15 protein-coding genes and 2 tRNA genes are annotated in these 15888 nt (G+C 67.2%); 3 read left to right on the top strand and 14 right to left on the bottom strand.

Annotation, left to right across the window (positions count from 1 at the left end; all coding sequences use genetic code 11):
* Positions 1-191: 191 nt before the first annotated feature.
* The 9 genes from ACYR7D_RS12465 to ACYR7D_RS12425 form a co-directional block, all read right to left on the bottom strand.
* Positions 192-1658, bottom strand: a complete 1467-nt coding sequence (locus ACYR7D_RS12465; RefSeq protein ID WP_459549670.1) for a C40 family peptidase — start codon at positions 1656-1658, stop codon at positions 192-194.
* Entirely contained in the window at positions 1655-2461 is an 807-nt protein-coding gene (locus ACYR7D_RS12460; protein WP_459549669.1) for a hypothetical protein, read from the bottom strand. The genes ACYR7D_RS12465 and ACYR7D_RS12460 overlap by 4 nt, the downstream gene beginning before the upstream one ends.
* A gap of 37 nt (positions 2462-2498) precedes the next feature.
* A complete protein-coding gene (locus ACYR7D_RS12455) occupies positions 2499-5024 on the bottom strand; it encodes an ATP-binding protein (protein ID WP_459549668.1) in 2526 nt (841 codons plus the stop codon).
* A complete protein-coding gene (locus ACYR7D_RS12450; protein ID WP_459549667.1) occupies positions 5024-5611 on the bottom strand; it encodes a hypothetical protein in 588 nt (195 codons plus the stop codon). Before ACYR7D_RS12450 ends, ACYR7D_RS12455 begins: the two co-directional genes overlap by 1 nt.
* A complete protein-coding gene (locus tag ACYR7D_RS12445; RefSeq protein ID WP_459549666.1) occupies positions 5608-5868 on the bottom strand; it encodes a hypothetical protein in 261 nt (86 codons plus the stop codon). The genes ACYR7D_RS12450 and ACYR7D_RS12445 overlap by 4 nt, the downstream gene beginning before the upstream one ends.
* A 15-nt stretch (positions 5869-5883) precedes the next feature.
* Positions 5884-6828 (bottom strand): conjugal transfer protein, encoded by a 945-nt coding sequence (locus tag ACYR7D_RS12440; protein WP_459549665.1) that lies wholly within the window; start codon positions 6826-6828, stop codon positions 5884-5886.
* 141 nt (positions 6829-6969) lie between these two features.
* Positions 6970-8088 (bottom strand): GAF domain-containing protein, encoded by a 1119-nt coding sequence (locus ACYR7D_RS12435; protein ID WP_459549664.1) that lies wholly within the window; start codon positions 8086-8088, stop codon positions 6970-6972.
* Between the two features lie 428 nt (positions 8089-8516).
* Entirely contained in the window at positions 8517-9410 is an 894-nt protein-coding gene (locus tag ACYR7D_RS12430) for an ROK family protein (protein ID WP_459549663.1), read from the bottom strand.
* 45 nt (positions 9411-9455) lie between these two features.
* Positions 9456-9722: a hypothetical protein gene (locus tag ACYR7D_RS12425; RefSeq protein ID WP_459549662.1), complete on the bottom strand. Its 267-nt coding sequence runs from the start codon at positions 9720-9722 to the stop codon at positions 9456-9458.
* A gap of 476 nt (positions 9723-10198) precedes the next feature.
* Between ACYR7D_RS12425 and ACYR7D_RS12420 the strand changes: the two genes are divergently transcribed.
* A complete protein-coding gene (locus ACYR7D_RS12420) occupies positions 10199-10978 on the top strand; it encodes a MerR family transcriptional regulator (protein WP_459549661.1) in 780 nt (259 codons plus the stop codon).
* Between the two features lie 43 nt (positions 10979-11021).
* Here ACYR7D_RS12420 and ACYR7D_RS12415 read toward each other — a convergent pair.
* Positions 11022-11095: transfer RNA gene (locus ACYR7D_RS12415), tRNA-Pro, on the bottom strand.
* A 34-nt stretch (positions 11096-11129) separates the two neighbouring features.
* Positions 11130-11200: transfer RNA gene (locus ACYR7D_RS12410), tRNA-Gly, on the bottom strand.
* A 445-nt stretch (positions 11201-11645) separates the two neighbouring features.
* Between ACYR7D_RS12410 and ACYR7D_RS12405 the strand changes: the two genes are divergently transcribed.
* Positions 11646-12602: a diguanylate cyclase domain-containing protein gene (locus tag ACYR7D_RS12405; RefSeq protein WP_459549660.1), complete on the top strand. Its 957-nt coding sequence runs from the start codon at positions 11646-11648 to the stop codon at positions 12600-12602.
* A 10-nt stretch (positions 12603-12612) separates the two neighbouring features.
* Here the strand turns inward: ACYR7D_RS12405 and ACYR7D_RS12400 are convergent, their stop codons facing one another.
* Together ACYR7D_RS12400 and ACYR7D_RS12395 are read right to left on the bottom strand one after the other, a co-directional pair.
* Positions 12613-13425, bottom strand: a complete 813-nt coding sequence (locus ACYR7D_RS12400) for an Fpg/Nei family DNA glycosylase (protein WP_459549659.1) — start codon at positions 13423-13425, stop codon at positions 12613-12615.
* A gap of 16 nt (positions 13426-13441) precedes the next feature.
* Positions 13442-13915: a ribose-5-phosphate isomerase gene (locus ACYR7D_RS12395; RefSeq protein ID WP_459549658.1), complete on the bottom strand. Its 474-nt coding sequence runs from the start codon at positions 13913-13915 to the stop codon at positions 13442-13444.
* A gap of 76 nt (positions 13916-13991) precedes the next feature.
* Between ACYR7D_RS12395 and ACYR7D_RS12390 the strand changes: the two genes are divergently transcribed.
* A complete protein-coding gene (locus tag ACYR7D_RS12390) occupies positions 13992-15029 on the top strand; it encodes a M48 family metallopeptidase (RefSeq protein WP_459549657.1) in 1038 nt (345 codons plus the stop codon).
* A 78-nt stretch (positions 15030-15107) separates the two neighbouring features.
* Here the strand turns inward: ACYR7D_RS12390 and ACYR7D_RS12385 are convergent, their stop codons facing one another.
* The gene (locus ACYR7D_RS12385) at positions 15108-15755 is read right to left on the bottom strand and encodes a mycothiol-dependent nitroreductase Rv2466c family protein (RefSeq protein WP_459549656.1); all 648 of its coding nucleotides are present in this window, start codon (positions 15753-15755) and stop codon (positions 15108-15110) included.
* Positions 15756-15888 lie beyond the last annotated feature (133 nt).

The raw sequence follows: 15888 nt of genomic DNA, 5'->3' as shown, positions 1-15888 counted from the left end.
CGTGTTCCCGGTATTACCGGGAACACGAGCCCATCCCTCCCGAGGACCCCGGCGCGCGCACTTTCATCGGCCCGGCCCACCGGGCCGGAACTCTCCACCGCGCTGCGCGGCATATGTGTCGGGCTTCGGGCCGTGTACTGGAGGGCGGAGCTCATAGCCGCGGCCCAACGGGCCGGGTGGCTACGGTTTGCTCACGCGTAACGCCCGGCCGCGAAGCTGGAGGGCAGGTCGGTGATCTCGACGGATTTGCCCGGTCGGGGCGCATGTACGCATTTGCCGTCCCCGATGTACATCATCACGTGCTCCATCTTGCCGTTGACATATCGTTCCTCAGGGAAGATCAGATCACCCGGTTTGATCTCACTGCTCTTCACCCGGGGCACCTTCCGGAACTGGTCGTCGGCCACCCGCGGGATATTGACCCCCGCCTTCTTGGCCGCGTACTGCGTGAGCCCGGAGCAGTCGAAACTACCCGGCCCCTCGGCACCCCACGCGTAAGGGTCGCCGAGTTGGGCGAGAGCGGTTTTCACCGCGTGCTGGGCCCGCGCCGACGCACCCCCGCCACCGGAGGAACCAGAAGCGAACTTCACTCCACCGGGTAGTTCTTTACCCATGATGTTGTAGAGGTACTGGTTGGTGAGCTGGTTGATCGCCGAGGCGGTGTCGCCGGCGTTCGCTGTGCCACCCGAGACGATCTTGTGCGCCGTCTCCAGCGCCACGGTGAGGATCTTGCGGACCTTCTGCTGTCCCTCTTTGGTGTACGCCGTCGGCCCCAGCTCGGCCAGCGCACCGTTCACCTGTTTCAGCAGCGCCCGTATGGCGTTCTTGTCGACCTTGTTGGACCCGGCCAACCCCCCGATGTAGGTCACCAGTTGTTTGTCCAGATTGTTGAAGGCCGTGGCGGAATTGGCCTGGAACAGTCGTTTGGCCTTCACCATGGCCGGCCCTTCGCCGGTACCCGCGCTCCCGGAACCCGCCAGTTTCTCGCGCAGCTCCTTCACCTCGGGGTTCGCGGGCTCACCTTCCCCGTACATCGCCTCGAGCGCGTTCAGGACCTTCATGGCCCGCTGGGCTTCCGGGGACATCCCGGCTCCCTCGACCTCTCCGGCGGACGCTCCGGCACCTCCGCCCGTACCGGCTCCCCCCGCGCCACCACCGCCCAGCAGTCCCGACAGTGCGGAGCCGATCATCGGCAGCAATGCCGTACCGGCCATCATGGCCATCGGGGCGAGCTGTGCCAGTGTCTCCGGATCCACCAGCGGATCCGGCTCCTCCCGCTCCGGATCCGCGGCGGGTGGCGCCGCGGCGGGCGGCGGCTGCTCCGCCGGTGGCGCGGCCTGGTGTGGTTGGGCCGGGACCGCGGCGGCCGGTGCCGGTTGCGGCGCCGCGGCCGCTACGGGCGCGGCAGGGGGTGGCGCCGCCGAAGCCGGGGCCGACGGCCCCGCACCGGTATTGGACGCGGGCGTGGCGGTGGGCGACTGCGATTGCCCGGCCGGCGCGCCCGGGGTACCGGGAGCCGATCCGTTGTTCTGCCCGGCGCCCCAACGTCTCCGTTCACCGATGGCCCACGGCGTCCCGGTTTCGGGCGCACCCTCGACCGGCTCCTCACTCTCGGTCTCCGCCTGGACCGGGTACGGCCCGACCTCCGCACTCGTCACGACAACGCCTCCCCGAGCACCCGCTTGATCTGGACCCGGCCGTCGTCCGGAATACTCAGCCGTACGAATTCACCCGCGTCCACACTCACCATCTCCGTCGCGGCGATCGCGATACCGGCCCGGGTCGCCGCATTGTCGCGGTACGCCCAGAAAACCAGATCGCCCGGTGATACAGCGACCGGATCCACCAATTGACCACAGAATGCCTGTTCACGGATTGTTTCCGGCAGTGCGATCACAGTCGCGCCCCGTTTCGGGTCGCCACAGTTCTCCTCCGCGACCGCCCGTGGGGCCCTGACCACCGCGCACTGCCCGGTCGTGGTCGCGACCGAGGCCCCGTAGATCACATCACGCAGGTATTCGGCCGTTTCCGCGGTCCCCCCGGCCTCGGGATAACGCAGTGCGAGGTCTGCCGCGCATACCGCGGCCGGACCGGTGTGCGCCTGGCGCAGCGGCTGATCCTGGTGCGGGGCCACGCGCATCGCCGAGGCACACTCCCGGTCCCGATCGGTCACATCGGGATCGTCCGCGGCGAATTCGAGTTCGGCATACGGGTTGGCCGTGGGACGGGATGTCTCCGTATCCGTCGGCGCGGCGGCCGGAGCGGCGGAGGGTGTCGTGGTGAGAGATGTCGGGGTAGTGGCGGGCTCCGGGCCGAGCGCGATATCGCACTGCCGCTGATAGTCGGATCTGCCCATCGACACCCATTCCCCGAACGGTACGAGCGCCGAGAGCAGACTACCGCAGCCGCAGCAGCACATCAGGATGACGGCCACCACGACGATCAATCTCTTGTCGGCCATGCCCGGCCCCATCCCACCTGATCACCCCACCACCCGTTCACCGCACGATCTCCGGTTCCCTACGTTCCGGTTTGGCGGCGACGGTCGGGGTGCTGGTGATGGCCGCGGCCCGGTCCGCCCGCGCCGGGCCCAGTACCTTGCCCCGGCCGATTCGACTCAGCGCGTCCCGCATGAACATCTCGCCGCGCCGCTCTTCCGGGACCTGACGTCCCGGACCCACCGGTGGCGAAGTCTCCTCGCGCAGCGCCTGCAGCAGGAACGGCGCCTCCTCCAGGTCCACGCCCAGCCACTCCAGGCTGTTCCGTGCCAGCGTCTCGTCGCGCTGACGGAAAACGAAGCGGTTCGGGATGAGATTGTGCGCCGCGCCTTGGAAGTCGGTCGCCGGATCGTGTGAGGCCAGGCCGATCGCGGCCAGGTGTTTACGGCCGTCCCGGCTGAAGTCCGAGGTCACCGCCGCACCCACCTGGGTCTGCGTGAAATGGTGCGCCTCATCGCCGACCAGTAGTCCGAAGCGTCCGTTATCGGAGAGGAACGCCTCCCGCGCGGTCACCCCGACCAGTTCGTACAGTGCCGTACCGAGCCGTTTGGTCAAGGGCAGCCGGTTGTACAGGTGTGGGGTGGTGAGTTCCTCGGCGGTGGGCAGAGCCAGCTTGTGACTCCGCACCACTGTCGCCGCGGCATCCAACCGGATCGGTTTCAGATTCGGGTCGAACAGCACGGGCACCCGCTCGACGATGCTGCCCAGCCGGGCCGCCAGATCCGTGTACTCCTCGAGCGACCCCGGCTCGTCCCGTAACCGGCAGACCACGCGGTACAGATCGAGCAGGCTGGTGATCCCGTGCTCGGCGATCCCGCGGGGCGAGAGCAGGTTACTGATCACCGCGCCGGTCCCGGAGGTGGGCGAGAGGTCCAGCAGCGGCAGTATGGAGTCCAGCGCTCGCTCACCGGCGACCCGGGGATCGAAGAGGCGCAGCGGGTCCAGCGAGACCGTGGGCTCGGCCAGGTCGATGACCACCGCGTCGTCGATGGCCGAAGCGAAATGCTCCCACTCCCCCACCTGGCTGCGGTCGATGGCCAGGAACTGCCCGCCCATATCGTGCACCAGCACGGCCATGAGCTTGAGGAAATACGATTTACCCGAACCCAATTCGCCGGTGACGGCGAACGAGGCGGACAGATCGTGCAGGGCGGCCTCCATGATCCCGAAGTGGATGGGCTCGAAATGCCCGGACAGCAGATTCACTCCGATCACCGGGCCGCTGTCGTCCCCGATCTGGCTGGTGGTGAACGGTACGAACCCGGCCCACATATCGGAAGGCACGATATGGGCGAAATCGTCGAACGCCCGGCGCGGTGGACTCCCCGGCACGAGGAGTGACCACAGATCCACCTGCGCACCGACCGGTGCGACCATTTCCACCTGAAAGCGTTTGTACCGGCGGCGCAGTGTGTTCACCGCGTCCATGGTTTCGTCTCGGGACGGTCCACCCACCGCGATCACGGTGGTGAAGGAGACCTCCGATTCCCCGCCGTTGACCTCGAAGTGCTGGTTGTATTCGCTCAGCATCTGGGCTTTGGACAGGAGGGTGTTCTGCGCGAAGGAGACCTCCTGGTCCCGCTGGTCCATCTGTTCACCGAGGCGGCGCAGATTCACCTCGTTGGCCTTGAGGACCTGATCGGCCGGTTTGGTGGAGACCCGCATTCCCCAGTCGACGGTCACATCGCCGAGGCCGTCGATGACGTTGAGGAATTCGCTGCCACCGGGAAACACCATGCCCCCGTAGGGGAACGACCGGGGAGTGAGCATCGCCTGATAGGACGGCCGGTATCCCCGGTCGGGCTGCACCACTTTGATCACCGGTACGAACGACGGACGCAGCCGGCGCTGGGAATCCGCGCGGGCGCCCTCGTCCAGCGCCGCGGCCTTGAACACCGCGGCCGTCGCGTCGTCCAGGGCACCCGCCCGGGTCGGTGCGACCGGGTCTCCGACGGCACCGCGGGCGAGATAGTGCTCCCACAACCACTGGAACATGGCCGCCGGCACCGGCACCGGATCGAAATCCTCGCCGATCCGGGACAGGATCTCGTTCGCTTCCTCTTCGTAGGCGTCCAGTTCCGCCCGGGAGACAGCCGTGGCGTCGATCGTGGTGGTGCTGCCCCGCCACATCCGCGACAGTGCCGAGATCCCGCCGGTATTGGCGGTGCCCACCGGTATGGAGAGCAGGAAGATCCGGGTCTGCGGGGAGATGGCACTGACTCGCTCGTAGGAGGCGAACACCTCGTCGGCGTAATCGACACATTCGTCCAGGTCGATGCCCTCGACCATTTTGCTCAACACGTCGATGGTGTTCTGGCGAGCCTGGATCCCCAGCAGCAGAGAACCGTCGGGCAGGTTGTTGATCAGCGAGTGATGCGCGAGTTTGACATCGAATTTATCGCTGGCCTTGCGCAAACCGTAACCGAGCGGGGTGATGAAGTAGGTGGCGGTGACCAATCCCGAATGCGTGAACTGCAGATGCCCGCGGATGGCAGCGGTCGGCTGTAGATCCCGGTTGAAGCCCATCAGCGTCCCTCTCCGTTCTTCGACCGCCCCCCGTTACCGCTGATCATCGACCGCCAATTCGAGTTCGACGCCGGTGATTCCACGATATCCACTGGCCGCATGAACCGGTTCGTTTCCAGAAGTTCGAGCATCCGCCCGCCACGGGCCGCCGGCCGGTTGCCTCGGCCCCGGCCCGTGGTGGCCGGCGGGGGTTCGTACGGCAGGATCGCCACCACCGTCTCCTCGACGAACATGGTGATCCGGGCGGATTCGGGGGTCACCGGCATTCCCGAGGCCAGTACCGGTTTCGGGAAGAAGATCAGCCGCCCGAACCACAGCACTCGGGACAGCAACCGCACACCCGTGTACGGAACGAGGCCGAGAGCGAAACCGACCACGACGGTCAGCGCCAGCCCGGCCAGGAAGGTGATCGCCGGATTCACCGGCAGTGTCATCGCACCGGCACCCGTGATGATCAGGCTCACGGCGACACCCGCCACCTGGGGCAGGGTGTAGGGCCCGAACGGCAGCTTCTGGCCGTTCTGGGCCTTTCCGATCATCGTGGGGACACGTTTGACCGGCGTGAAGACCTTGATCACCTGGGTCACTGATAACCGCCCACAGGGTGGTCCGGCACGATCATGTTCGCATCACCGCGGGCGTAGTTCACCAGTGTCGGCAGCATCCAGAACAACACGGCGGCGAGGATCGCCGATCCGGCCACTCCGAGGATCTTGGCCGGGGAGAGCTTGGATTTCGCGGCCTCCGAGATCAGCACCCCCATGGAGAGGATGGTGATCAGGATCAGGCCTGCCCAGCGGACGAAGACCAGGATGCCGTAGAGGATATTGGCCAAATTTCCCATGGTGGTCGCCTCGTATCAGTTCTGGGTAGCCGGTGGAATCTGCACAGTGGTGGTCGGGGGTGCGGTTGTGCCGCCACCCGCCGGACCGGTTCTCTCGCCTTGGGGTACGACAACGGTGAGCGGCTCCTTCAGAGCCGGTACCGTTTCGAGCGCTCGGACCTGCCATTGCCCCTCGCCGCGGACCATGGTCATCGGGTAGGCCAGCGACGGCGCGGTGCCCGTTCCGCTCTCGGGCGTCACGGTCGCGAGGATCCGCGCGGTGGTACCGGCGGAGCCGCAGGTGGCGTCTTCCGCGGTGACGGTCACCGCGGACAGTTCGGTGAACGGCGCCGGGCGCAGTGCCGAGATACCGGAGTCCACCGTGACGTACCGCGCCACATCGCCGGATCCGGTCAGATAGGCGGTGAGAAAGCCGGTGGCCACCTGGGTGAACGCGGTTTCCTCACCACACGGTGCGGAGTATGCCTGCGCCAGATCGGCTCCCACTCTCGGCGGTTCGACGACCGCCGGCAGGGTCAGAGCGCGCAGACTGCCTTCCGATACCGAAACCGGCACCCGGTAATACTGCCGTGGCGTGTGGGCCTGCCCCCGGCCCACGTGCACGGAGACGGTCACGGTCCAGACCTCCATGTTCCCGGCCGCCAGAGTGCGGGATACATACACCACGATGGGGTCGTCGACCTGCTGGCCGACTTTCGGCAGTGAGATCTGCTGCACTCCGTCGATATAGCGCGACAGCGACTCCCGCTGACCGGTTCCAGCGCTCAGATAAGCGACCACGAAATCCTCGGCGAAGGAACTCGCGAGGCGGGCATGGCCGGTGACCGTCACCATCGCCTCGTCGCCCGGCGGTTTCGGGGCGGGGGCGAAGAAGCTGTAGACCGCGTGCCCGCCACCGAGAACGGCGAGCACCGCCAAGACGATGACCACGATATTGTCGCGCCGGCGTCGCGCGGCCATCTGGCGAAGCAGCGCTTCGCCCGAATTCGCACGTCCAACCGCCCCGGTCCTCACTCCCGAAATGGTAGAGAGCGCCTCCGGTACCGGCCGGTAATTTCTTCCCACATGTGGGGACTCCGAATTCCGGAATCGGGTACGGGATCAGAGCACGGTACTGTGCCGTCGCAGACCGGCCAGCCGATAGCGGAGCTGATCGTCGTAACCGATCGGATTGCCCGCGGTGGCCAGATCCGCCGGATCCGGTTCCACCATGGGCGTATCGTCGGCGACCCGCACCAGTTGCGCGATGGCCAGCTCTCGATTGGAGAAGCCCGGATACGGATACAGCAGCATCGAGGTCGGCGTATAGCCGCCACCGTAATTCAATGCCCGCACCGTGACCCCGGCACTGTCACCGCCTCGGACCCTGGCCCCCAGTTCCACCAGGCGCACCCGATCGTCGGGATGGAAGACATCGACGGGCCGGAACAGATAGTCCCAGCGGATCCACGGCGCGGGGTCGGTGAGCCAGTGGGAGATACTGGTATGCGCCAGTTGCACCACGGCGAGGTGGTTACCCGCTCTCCGGTGCGCTTCCCGTAAGCCGACACTTTCCAGGGTCGGCCACACGGCCGGGTCGTTCTCGGAGGTGATGTCCTCGATCAGCCACCAGGCGCCTCGCGTGAGCTCGTCGTCACGGGCGCGCACGGTGATCCGCCACCGGGTGGCCCGGCCGGCGTTCCGCAGTACTGTGACCTCGAACTGCAGCTTGTCGCCACGCACGGGCCTGTACAGCAGATCGAGTACTTCGGCATGCCGGTCGAAGGCCGAGACGCGGTGGAAGAATTCGGCGATGGACATCCGCGGTACGTATTCTTCGGGCGCGATCCCCGACAGCGTGGTGATCCCGCTGGGCTGGGCCAGGGTCTGACTGTCCAGGTCCCAGATGGCGCCCACCGCGGTGGGCAGGGGCGGCACCGGACCCGATTCCGGTCCGGCCCACCAGCGCACCGCGTGCACTTCACCACCCGGGCCGAAGACCGGACGGACCATCAGCCGGTGCGGACCGGACCGGGTCACGATCTTCTGGTCCAGATCGACCGCCGCTTCGATCGCGGTCCGGAGCGCCTCGGTGACATCACGGGTGGTCAACCCGTCGTAGAGCGCTGGAGTTCGGGCGAGCTGCCGCTGCAGGACACGCCGCCAGTCGGCGAAGTCCCGTGCGGTATCCCCGACCGAGGCGACCGAGAAACCTTCCGGCGCCAGAGTTTCGACCGTCACCCAGGGGATCACTGCGCCCTCTCATCGCGTGCGTCCAACCGTTGTGCGGTGTGTGCCTCAAATGAGACAACGGCCGCAGAAGGTAATGTACCGTTGCGCAGCGGTACGTTCAACAGTGGACCCTGGCCGAGACGTGAACAACCTACCGGGCAACCCGGCGCCAGGACACGACGAGCACGGCAACCCGCAGCTACCCGACTCGGCGATTCTACGGAAATCGTTGCCGTCGCGATTCATTCGGGTCCCCGAACCGCGATCCACATCAACTGCCCCGGCCACCCCGCCCTGCCGGAAGTGAAAACAACCGGATAGCTAATCATCGGCTAATCGTTGGCGATGCGACCGACCGCAACCGGGCCACAAACCTGCGGTGGAGCGGTCGCGACGCGACCGCTCCACCGGTGAAACGACGAGAAAAAGCCGGTAATTCACCCCTCCCGCGAGGCCAGGGCAAAAACACCCGCACCGACCAGCATGCCCATATCTTCGAGTTCCGAGGGCACCACTCGCAGTCCGGGCAGGGACGGCAACCGCGCATGCATCGCGATCGCGCTGTTCAGCGGTTTCCACAGCGGCGAGCCCGGTTCTGCGATGGCACCGCCGACGACCACCCGATCGATATCCAGCAATGCCGCCACCGAGGCGATGGCCCGGCCCAGCGCGGTACCCGCCCGTTCCACGGCCGCGACGGCGACGCGCTCCCCTGCCAGCGCATCCGATGCCAACGCCTCGAGCGAATCGCCGCCCCAGCCCTGACCACGCGCCCATTTCGTCAGGGCGGCGCCACCGGCCACCGCCTCCAGGCAACCGCGACCACCACAGGGGCAGAGGTCCTCGTAGCCGGGCACCAGGACATGACCGATCTGGCCGGCGTTACCGGTCCGGCCGACCACGACGAAGCCCCCGGCCATCACACCGCCGATAACCGTTTCCGCCAGATGTATCGAGAGCGAGTCCACGATCTCCTGGGTCGCGCCGAAATGCCGCTCGGCCAAGGCCAGGCATACGCCGTCCAGGGCCATCGAGACAGCCGCCCCGGGGAACAGATCCTGCACGGAGTCCACGATGGGGAAGCCGATCTGCCAATCCTGTACCCCTGGGGGTGCCACGACTCCGGTAGGCATATCGATCGGCCCGGTCGAGGCGATCCCGACCGCCGTGACATCGCGTCCCGCCGCTATCTCCAGCAGCAACTCACGCAGCCGATCCCAGGCCCCACGCTCGGGAACGGGTATCTGCCGGAGCTTCTCGGGACCGATATCGGCGGCGATCTCGATCGCGGCGAACCGGGTCGGACCGATCTCCAACGCCAGGATTGTCATTCACGCACCACCAGAGCTAGATCCGCGTTTGCCCCCGCAGCATAGTCAGACAGCGGCGGTCTCCGTCGGCCGGAGCGGGCGACCCAGCACGATATGCCGTTTGGGGGCTCCCGCGACAGCGGCACCGCGCGTGGGGCGCGGTCCGTTGCGGATGATCCGCATCGGGCGCTTGTGATCAATGGGCACGTTCCGGTGCCGGTCCAGATTCTCGATCACGTTGCCGGAGTTGTCATAGGCCACACCCGCCCAGATCATGGCGCGGGGAGCGTCGCCCCGATCGATGAGAGTCTGCGCCAGTCGACCGCATTGCACGAACAGCGGGCACCCATAGCAAATGCGCACTGCCGAATGCCAGGATTCGGGTGTGCCGGAATCCAGATCCCAGCTGTCCGGCACCTCCGCGCACGGCGGCCGCTGCGCCGATTTCGCCGAGGCGGGCAGGGCGGGCGCATGAACCCGCGGTGCCGAGGTAGTCCGAGGTAGAACCACGCTCGAGGAACGAACCTGTGTTGTGCTCATAACCGTCTCCGGAACTGCCGAGGGCACGCCGGGGGAACCGATACGTGTCCCGTGGTCGGGCGGATCATCAGGGCTGCTCAACAGTCCCCGGAAACCAGCTGGTGTCAGCTGTATCACGACGGTAGAGCACTACATGCCCGGAAAGCAAGGCCTCGTACCGCTAAGTAACGGGACGTTGACATGTTTTTGACCAAGTTCTAGCCGCTGCTCAGCGGGTCGTTTCCCTACGGACCGTTTATCTACGGACCTACTTATGGTTTCCTATAGATATGGCTGGCGAATCCGAGTACACGATCGACGAGCTGGCGCGGGCCGCCGAGACCACCGTGCGCAGTGTCCGCGTGTACCACGAGCGCGGGCTGCTGCCCTCGCCCGATGTCCGTGGCCGGATCGGGTACTACGGCTCGGACCACCTCAACCGGCTCCAGACCATCAGCCGGCTGCTCGGCCGGGGCATGAAACTGAACGGAATCCGGGAATTGCTCGCCGCATGGGACCGCGGCGACGGCCTCGCCGACGTCCTGGGCGTCACCGAGCAGACCACGAGCACCTCTGGGCGGACGGCTCCGGCGAGCCCGCCACCACCCGAACCCGAGGAACCCACCCACGAACTACCCGACTACGTGCAGCAAGCCCTGGCCGCCAGCGACGATCCCTTCGATGTCTACCGGGTCACCAACCCGCGCTGCAGCGATCTGGCCACTCGCCTCGGTGACGCCGGTCTACCCGCTCCCGCCACCTTTCAACTGGTGGAGCGGCTCCGCGCGGACTGCGACCGCATCGCCGAACGCTATGCCGCGGAAATCTTCTATGTCCTGGCCGGTAAGGCCTACGAACAGTCGGAACGAAATCCCAAGGACCGCACCAAACTGGAAACCGATCTGGCCATCGCCCGGCTGATCGTCACCCGGGCGGCCTCGGAACTGATCGATCAGGCCTTCGGTCGCCGTGCCGAACTCCCGGCAGCGGAAGCGGACGCCGAACGATCGCATTCCGCCCCGGGCGGGGCGAGCACCAATGGGAAGCAACCGTCACGCTCGCATATCTGAGCGGGATACGGCCGCCGGAAGATGGCGGCCGGGCGGAAAACTGTCGGGGTGACAGGATTTGAACCTGCGACCACCCGCTCCCAAAGCGGGTGCGCTACCAAGCTGCGCCACACCCCGTACTACCCCCGGGAGGGGGTGATGATCCGGTCGGAGCGGGTGACGGGAATCGAACCCGCACCATCAGCTTGGAAGGCTGAGGTTCTACCATTGAACTACACCCGCATGCATACGACAACTGTGGATGGCCACGCTCCCGTGTGCATGAGCGACTGTACCCAATCGGGGTTTCCTTTCGCCAATCAGCCCCCGCTCGCGCGTCGGCGCGCCCGAGATCCCACTACTGGGAATCGGCACTTCCGGGCCGGCCTCCGCCCGAACCGAGTGCCGCGAAAACTTATACGCAAAGTGTGTAACACCCTGTGATGCAGGGCGATACGCCAGAGATGCTGTTGTTCCGGGCCCGAGAACTCGTTCTAGAACGCAGAGAGTCGGGACCCACCATCTTGCTACGATCTTCTTGCCGGACGGGGTATCTGGAAAGGGGGCGGTGGCGTGCACCCGACAAGGTGGACCATCCGCATAGCAGTGCGACAGAGCCGGCGCAGCCCGGCGCCCACGCCGTCGGCCGGTGTCGGTGGCGCGATGTCCGCAGTCACCGGTGACCGCCATGCCCGGTAAGTGTCGGCCGCCGATCCGTTCCACCGCCAGGGAATGGGCCATCGCCGCCGGCGCGTTGCCCGACGCGGATATCAGCGCGGCCGAGATCGAGCCCGTGCTCGTCGATATCCTCCAGCAGTTGCTCGACCTGACCGTTTCGGATCCCTTCCCGATCCGCGCCGCACGGCGCCTCGGGGCCCGGTTGTGCGGCGAACCGCTGCACCAGGTACGGATGCTCGCTCTGGTCACCCGCACTCTGCTCGGGTTCCCGGCCGGGCCGCGCGGATCCCTGCAGGCGACGCGGTGGCCGCTGGTGGCCAGCCAGGCCATCGACAGCTACGCCCAGGCACTGCAGGAGCTGGCACTGGCGAAACAGAAACAGAACTTCTCCGACGAGGCCACGCAGCGGGTACGGGAGTTCGCGGCCCTCCAGCAACGCCTCGAATACGAAGCCACCCACGACGCCCTGACCGGCCTGGCCAACCGCACGCTACTGCGCAAACGTGTCCGCAAGATGGCCGAGCACCCGGACCGGGGCCTGGGGCTGCTGGTGGTCGACCTGGACCGGTTCAAACAGATCAACGACAACTACGGGCACCCCGTGGGCGACGAAGTGCTGGTCCAGCTGGCCCAGCGACTGCGTGAGGTCGCGCCGCCGGGTGCGGTGGTGTGCCGCTACGGTGGAGACGAATTCGTCCTGGCCGCCGGTATGGCGGACAACCGCGTCGACGAACTGGCCCGCGATATCGTGCTCGCCCTCGACGAAGCACTGTGGACCTCGGCGGGCCGGGTACCGGTTTCGGCGAGTATCGGCACCACCTACTCGCCCCCGGCCGACCGCAGCGAACTCGCGGAACTGCTCCGCCGAGCCGATCTGGCGATGTACTCGGCGAAAACCGCGGGCGGGCACCGGTACGTCGGGGCCGACTCCGGCGGCGGTGCCGTGGATACCGCGGTCGCGGGCTGAGCGACAGAGCTCAGTCGGGTTGGCACCCCGCGCACCAGAACAGGTTCCTGCCCTCGAGCACGGTATGCCGGACCGGTTCCGCGCAGCAGCGACACGGTTCACCGGCCCGCCGGTAGACATAGGTGCGGGGCCGGTCCGCCGCGTAGGAAGGCGCGCCGTGGTCGTGTTCGGGACGCACCACGTGCATTTTCCCGCGCCGCACGCCGATACGCATGAGGTCGACCAGGTCCGCCCACACCGCCGACCATTCCTCGACGGTGAGTCCACTGCCCGGCCGGGAGGGCGAGATACCGTGCCGGAAGAGTATTTCCGCGCGGTAGACGTTGCCCACGCCCGCGAGCACCCGCTGGTCCATGAGCAGCGAGCCGATGGGGCGGCGGGAGCGACGGATACGCGCCCACGCCCGGTCCGGATCGGCGTCGGCACGCAGCGGATCGGGGCCGAGCCGCTCGACGAGTGCGGCCACCTCCGGCGGTGTGAGAATCTCGCAGGCCGTGGGGCCGCGCAGATCGGTACCGAACCCGTTCCCACCGCGTCCGGTGCCGAGCATGCGCATCCGCACCTGACCCACCGGTTCGGGCATCGGCAGCCCCGATTCGGTGAAAGCACCGTACAGCCCGAGATGGACGTGCACGAAGAGCTCGCCCTCGTACTCGTGCACCAGGTGCTTCCCCCAGGCCTCGGCCCGCACCAGCACCCGGCCGTCCACTCGTGCCGCCCCCGCGGCGAACTTTCCCTGTGGGCTCGACACCCGCACCACCCCGCCCGCCAGTTTCCGATCGTGCCGGCGAGCGAGGCGATGCAGGGTATGACCTTCCGGCACCGCTTCGTAGCGGGGTTCAGTCGGCGGGCAGCGCCGGCGGCCGGCCGGTCTTCTCGTACTCGGCGAGGATATCGATCCGGCGCTGGTGCCGCTCCTCCTGCGACCACGGGGTCGTCACGAAGGCATCGACGATCGCGAGGGCCTCCTCCTCCGAATGCATCCGGCCGCCGATACCGATGAGCTGCGCGTTGTTGTGTTCCCGCGCCAACCGGGCCGTTTCGACGCTCCAGGCCAGCGCACACCGCGCGCCGGGCACCTTGTTGGCGGCGATCTGCTCGCCGTTACCGCTACCACCGAATACCAGCCCCAGGCTGCCCGGGTCGGCGACCGTACGGCGGGCCGCCTCGATACAGAAGGCGGGATAGTCGTCGAGGGCGTCGTAGACGAGGGCGCCGCAATCGACGACCTCGTGACCGGCCTTCTCCAGATGGTCCTTGACGGCGTTCTTCAGTTCGAAACCGGCGTGATCGGCACCGAGGTATACGCGCATGGTTGCGATTCTGTCAGGCCGTGAGCGGGGCGATGACGCCGGGCGGCGCACCACCCGCACTGCCTAGAGTCATGGTATGCAGCCGCACGACCCTCAGCAGCCGTCCGGATCCGGCGCCGGCCCCGCCTGGTCCGCGAACCCGCCGGAGCCCGGGCCCTACCCGTGGCTCACCTCCTCCGCTCCGCTTCCGGGTGGCTATCCCCCACCGCCGGTGCCGGCGCGCGAGCCGCGGGGACTGTCACCGTTCGGCATGCCGGCGCGGCACAGCTGGGAGATTCCCCTGCTGGTGGTGGTGATCATGTTCACCGGTGTCGCGTACCTGCTGGCCTTCCTGCTGTTGATCCTGGGGGCGGTCAACCAATACGTGCTGGTGCTGGTGGGGGCGCCGCTGCTGCTCTGGCTGGGCCGCGGTATCACCTTCTCGACACAGCGGGTCAACGGGGTGAAGATGTCCCCGACCCAGTTCCCCGAGGGGTACCGGATGGTGCAGGAGGCGGCCGCGCGGTTCGGAATGGCGACCGCACCGGACGCCTATGTGGTCCTGGGCAACGGGCAGATCAACGCGTTCGCGTCCGGGCACGGGTTCCGCAGGTACGTCGTGGTGTACAGCGACCTGTTCGAGATCAGCGGCGCCGCCCGGGAACCCGATGCGCTGGCCTTCATCATCGGGCACGAGGTGGGGCATATCGCTGCCGGTCACACCTCCTATTGGCGCCAGCTGGGAATGTTCCTCGTACCTTTTCTGCCGATCCTGGGCAATTCCTTGATCCGCGCCCAGGAGTACACCGCCGATAATCACGGCTACTGCAACCGGCCGCAGGGTGCCTCGGCCGCGATGGGGACGCTGGCGGCGGGCAAGTACCTGAACTCGGTCGTCCAGTTCGACGAAATGGCGGACCGGGCCGCCCAGGAGCGTGGTTTCTTCGTATGGATGGTGAACGCCACGTCCTCCCACCCGGTGCTGACCTGGCGTATGTGGGCCCTGCGCGATCGCAGCAGCCACGGGCGGCTGTTCTGGCGGCCCAACCCGGCACCGCCACGGGTCCTCCCCGGTCCGGTGCCCCCGCCCCTGCCCGGCGGGGGCCCGGTTTCGCTGTCGAAAGCGCCCCTCTAGTTCCGGCCGGGTGTCCGGCGAGCGCGTGCCGAGTGCCGAGATCCCACCGGAGCGCGGTGAGAACCCGGCACGATCCGCTCAGTCGAACCGGGGCTCTTCGTCGCGGGTCCGCTTCAGTTCGAAGAAGTGCGGGTAGGCGGCCAGCGTGACCACCGCATCCCATAGTTTTCCCGCCTCTTCACCGCGCGGGATCCGCGACAGCACCGGGCCGAAGAACGCGACACCGTTGACGTGGATGGTGGGGGTGCCGACATCGGGGCCGACCTTGTCCATCCCCGCGTGGTGGCTCTTCCGCAGCGCCTCGTCGTAATCGGTGCTCTCGGCCGCCTTCGCCAGTTCGGCCGGCAGACCGGCCTCGGCGAGCGCGTCGGCGACGATCGCGGCGAATGTGGCCCGCGTATCGCCCTCCCGCTCGAACTCGGCCCGGCGGTCGTGGAAGCGCGTGCCCAGCGCGGTGTACAGCGGCGAGAGAATCTCCTCCCCCTGCTCCTGCTCGGCGGCTACCGCCACCCGTACCGGTCCCCAGGCGTTCGCCATCAACTCCTGGTACTCCGGCGGCAGATCGCGTCCCTCGTTGAGTACCGCCAGGCTCATCACGTGGAAACGCACCTCGATATCGCGTACCTGCGCGACCTCGAGAATCCAGCGCGAGGTGATCCAGCACCACGGGCAGAGCGGATCGAACCAGAATTCGGCAAGGTCCTTCTTCGCGGACGAGTCGGCCACGTCTGTTCCTCTCCCTAGATCGTCACCGGATACCGGCGTTGTAACGAGCAACCGCGGCCGGCCGGTTTTCGTTCCCGATCCCGGCACCACCGTAGGCTGAGAAGCGGAGTTCGGATCGTCGCTGGAACAACCC

Source organism: Nocardia sp. X0981 (assembly GCF_977089955.1).
The sequence above is the reverse complement of the archived record's forward strand: the minus strand, read 5'-3'. Positions and strand labels throughout refer to the sequence as shown.